The sequence below is a fragment of the Methyloglobulus sp. genome (assembly GCF_046714055.1).
GTDB lineage: Bacteria > Pseudomonadota > Gammaproteobacteria > Methylococcales > Methylomonadaceae > Methyloglobulus.
Map to the genome: position 1 here is coordinate 1 of NZ_JBKKBJ010000064.1, position 4,104 is coordinate 4,104.

Here is a 4,104-nt window from a genome sequence, read left to right on the forward strand (position 1 = left end):
AAGGCTATGTCACCGTTAAATATTGAAAATTCCCCAGGGCGGCATTCAGCAGCATTTCCGGTGTGAGTGGTTGGTGCTGTTCAAAAGCCCGTCGCCAGCCCAGGTAGTTTGGTAGGTAGCGGGTTGCTACGCCATGGAAGCGTGCCAACCACTGCTTAAACCGACTATGATAAGCGTTGACATTCTGCACATGATAAGCGCCATTGACGCGCTGGCCTTGGCTGAGGTTGACGGCTTCATGGCTGATCCCTTCGGCCTCACAGAACGCCGTGTAGGCGGGGTTGCCATCGCTGACCAACAGGGCATCCGCAGCCAGCATAGGCTTGAGGGCGGTGGTGAGCCGGGTTTTGGTGAGTGGCCCGTTGCCGGCCACGAAGTCCAGCGTTTGCCCGGCACGGTCACGCGCCACCGGCACACAGACCTGTTCGTCAGAGAGGCCTGGTTTAGTGGCGCTGCCGCCGCGCTTTCCAGGCTCACGCCCCAGGTTCCGTTGGCCTTTGTCCGATTCCAGCAGATAGGTTTCATCGGCTTCGGTGATGCCGTGCAGCTTAGAGGGACGATCCTGGCCAATCCAGCGCAAGAACCGGTGCCGCCAGCGGAAGCTGGTGTTGCGGTGGACACCGGTGTCGGCGGCACACTGGCGTACGCTCAATGACTGCGCCATCGCAGCCAGATAATCCAGCCATTTGGGCTTGTCGCGAAGACGCGCCAGCGGTGTGCGGGTGAGGGCATTGAAGGTCTTGTGGCAATGTTGGCAATAATAACGTTGCAGCCCGCTAACCCAACCATTGCGGTACAACTCGACACTAGCACAGTGCGGGCAGGCACTTTTGGCATCAAAACTGGCTTCAATCCATTCAAGAACATTGGACTCGCCGGAGGATTGTCTTAAGGCCGCACTCAGCCGTTTACGCTGATGGTGATCTAATCGACGGATGGTGGTCATTAATGCCATAAATTCTGCGCTTTTCATGATGATCTTCCAGTGAAACCCTAAGTAAATCATTCGACTGGAAAGGCAGATAAAGATTCCATAATTAACGATGACATAGCCTTAACTTTTGACCTGCCAGTTTCATTACCGACAAGAAAAATTATATTTATCAATACGATCCACAAGTGCCCGCTAAACAAGCGGTCACTGATTAATGTGTCTTATGTTTAGACAAAATAGGCAAGTACCGTTTTTAGATTGTTTCTGTCAGGTCAAAATCAGGGGCTGATTAAATCTTGTTATCCGCCCCTACTCGATCCTTTGACAAAATAAAAGCGGAATGGGGGACATGTAAAAGCTCCGCAATTTTTCTTACAAAGTATTCCTCCTGAACATCTAATACATTATCAATAAATGCGATTTTCCATAACGATTCAATCAAATGAATTTTTTGTTCCAAACTGTATGTTTTATTGATTAAGGAAGTAAATTGAAAATAATCAGTCGCCTGTTTTATTTGTTGTTCAGCTAACTCCATTAATAAGGTCGCTTGTTCAAACTTTAAAGAAAAGTTCTGCTGAATCAAGGACAGAATCACTTCTTGCTCTTTTAGTCCAATTTTATCGTCCATGGTCATCATTTCCAAGAACAATGCGGCAGCCGCAAGTTGTAGCGTTTCTTCTACGTTATCTTCCGGCGCTAAAAGCGCCAGATGTTGCTCAAAAAAAAGTTTGATTTGGTTGAGCATTTTCAAAAAATTCCGATTTCATGTAAATAGTTAATGTAGGTGCAAGTTTACTTTAATTAAATATTTTTTCTTGGCTAGCTAAAAGCCATTGAGGAATAGCCCCACAGACGCTCCGTTTAGATCGATTGCCCAAGCACAAAAGCGCCCAAATAAGTGGCGATGAAATAGAATAAGGACAAAACCAGGCTGGCGGGAAAGTTGATGTCCAAGGTGAATTTGATGATGTAAGAGACGATCGCGTAGTACCAAGCCAACAATAGGAAAAACAGGTAATAGCTATATAGGTCTTCGGTGACCGTCAACCACACCATGACGGGGACAACAAATAACGAAATGATATTTGCACTAAACATGAATGCGGTGGCGACTTGTACATACACATAAAGCGTTTTGTTCAAAAACAGCATGATGCCGATAAACGCCAGCATAAAAACAATTTGTAGGCTGATTTCATAAAACGACTCGAAAGGGTCGTCAATCAAATTGGCCTGTAACAAATAGCCGATAACAAAATAAATAGCTAGGTTCTTCCTGAATAAGCTCACCGATCTTGGCAGTTCCAAGGGATCATGATTCAACCAGCACAGCGCTAAGTATTCTCTCAGGTTATCCATAATCGCTTAGAACTAGGCAGTAAATGGGTTGGCATGGATGTTAATTAATCAGGAGAATTTGAGTTACGGTCGCTGTAGGTGCTGAAACTGTCATTCAGCGCTTGCACCAGGTCTTTGGTTTTATCAGAGAGTTGCGTTAACCGTGCCTTGGTTTTCTTATTCCAGCCGGCAGGTTCCGAAAAAGTCAATAACATACGTGAAAACGTCAAATTGGATTCGAACAACTCAGCCAAGTTTTCCATCAAATGTAGGCTTTTCCGGCGTGTGTTTAACCGGTTAATGATGAATTTGGCTTGCAGCTTACTCATTATCAAATGCAAGGGCAGCATGATAGAGATGACGGCCAGCACTATGATGGGGCCGGTAATGGGATCAAACAGCAGGTCTATAACGATGCCAAGTTGTAATTCTGCGAACACTGCCAACATTGCAATTGCGCCAAGGATAAGCAGGCTGGCCATGTTGACACGTTCTTTCCAGATAGTAATGCCGTCTTTAACTTCAGGAATGACCACGTTTTCAATTTCGTGGATGCTTTTTTCCAAGGCATTAAGGATACGGTATGACCGGTCATGCTCCACGTTAGCCAAACGTTGGTCAATTTCGATAAATTGTGGCGGACTTTGAGTGTTAACACTATGTTCCTGGTTGGGCAACAAGATAAATTGCCCCGTATTAAGCCCGATGTCAGCCAATCTCCGCTGCCAAGATGAAATGATTTCACTGCTTTTAGTAGGGTAAAAAGCCGCAGCCGGCGCATCAATCAAGTAAATAAATTTATTGGTGTCCTGGTGCAAGGTGATTTGCTGGACCAATTCATTCATCAGCGAGGTTGGTGTTTCGAAAACATCGCAAAACACCAGCACCAGATCCGAATTTTCGATGATATGGGAGGTTAACATCGACATGACCGGGGTGGCGGACGTTGCGCTTACATTCGGGGCATCAATGAACAATTTACCTTTTAAGCGCTCGCTACTAATGGTTTTTAATTCCAGGTAGGCATTAATGCGGCGTCCTTCACTGGGTTGCAGTTGCTCAATTTTCTGGCTGACCTGGTAAAACGGGTAACGATGGTCAACATCCAGGGCTGTTCCCGGTAAGGTTGCAGGCGTAGCTTGGTTGTTATACACGAGAACGGTGAATTTGTGGCTGGATGCCTGAATGCCGGAAAGTAGTTGATCCGTGCCTAAGTAGCTGTTGATGAACCGTGATTTGGCTGTGGAATTGCCCCCGATCAGGCTAACGATGGGCCACCAGGAGTATTTGCTGGCTGTGGTTTCCTCGTTTTCAATCAATCCCAGGTCAAATTCTAGTTGATCGAGGTCGTGGAATACTTTTACTGCGTTCAGCAATACCGGATTGTCATTGGCAAAGTGTTTTTCCAGGTTGGACAGGTATTTGCTTACTGTTTTTTCAGCCATCGGGTTGACCTCATTTTGTTCGGTTTTATAGGTATGAAGTAGGATAAAAGTATACACCCAGAATTGTTTAATAACTCATGTTACGCGCTTAAGCGTCTGTAGCTCATCAAAAGCCAACCCGAACCGCTTTCAGATACAACTTAGCCCGCAAGGCAAAATGGTTGAGCTTGTGTTTAATTGAAAGGCATTCCAAGCGGAAGGCGGCATAGATCGAAAGGAAGACGTGGTTGCCTTGGGCCCTGACCCGTTGGGTCGGGGACTTGGCCAAGGCCGCATTGGACTTGAGGGTTTTATGGAAGACTTCCACTTTCCACCGTTTTTGGTAGATCGTTTGAATCGCCGCTGGGTCGCAGTCGAGGTCGCTACAAGCCAGATACAGGATAC

General features: G+C 46.3%; 4 protein-coding genes and 1 pseudogene. All 5 read right to left on the minus strand.

The window, feature by feature from the left end; translation table 11 throughout:
* Positions 1-4: 4 nt before the first annotated feature.
* Positions 5-973 (minus strand): IS1595 family transposase, encoded by a 969-nt coding sequence (locus tag ACLQ6D_RS03915; RefSeq protein ID WP_411725983.1) that lies wholly within the window; start codon positions 971-973, stop codon positions 5-7.
* A gap of 250 nt (positions 974-1,223) precedes the next feature.
* Positions 1,224-1,682, minus strand: coding sequence for a TerB family tellurite resistance protein (locus tag ACLQ6D_RS03920; protein ID WP_411725984.1), 459 nt, complete (start codon positions 1,680-1,682; stop codon positions 1,224-1,226).
* A gap of 116 nt (positions 1,683-1,798) precedes the next feature.
* Positions 1,799-2,296, minus strand: a complete 498-nt coding sequence (locus ACLQ6D_RS03925; RefSeq protein WP_411725985.1) for a hypothetical protein — start codon at positions 2,294-2,296, stop codon at positions 1,799-1,801.
* 44 nt (positions 2,297-2,340) lie between these two features.
* Entirely contained in the window at positions 2,341-3,720 is a 1,380-nt protein-coding gene (locus ACLQ6D_RS03930; protein ID WP_411725986.1) for a hypothetical protein, read from the minus strand.
* Positions 3,721-3,795: 75 nt separating this feature from the next.
* Positions 3,796-4,104 (minus strand): annotated as a pseudogene (locus ACLQ6D_RS03935) (IS701 family transposase); the annotation flags it as partial.

Bases quoted from the DNA above. Each gene is read 5' to 3' on its own strand.
- ACLQ6D_RS03915 (WP_411725983.1), bottom strand. From the start codon at position 973: ATGAAAAGCGCAGAATTTATGGCATTAATGACCACCATCCGTCGATTA.
- ACLQ6D_RS03920 (WP_411725984.1), bottom strand. From the start codon at position 1,682: ATGCTCAACCAAATCAAACTTTTTTTTGAGCAACATCTGGCGCTTTTA.
- ACLQ6D_RS03925 (WP_411725985.1), bottom strand. From the start codon at position 2,296: ATGGATAACCTGAGAGAATACTTAGCGCTGTGCTGGTTGAATCATGAT.
- ACLQ6D_RS03930 (WP_411725986.1), bottom strand. From the start codon at position 3,720: ATGGCTGAAAAAACAGTAAGCAAATACCTGTCCAACCTGGAAAAACAC.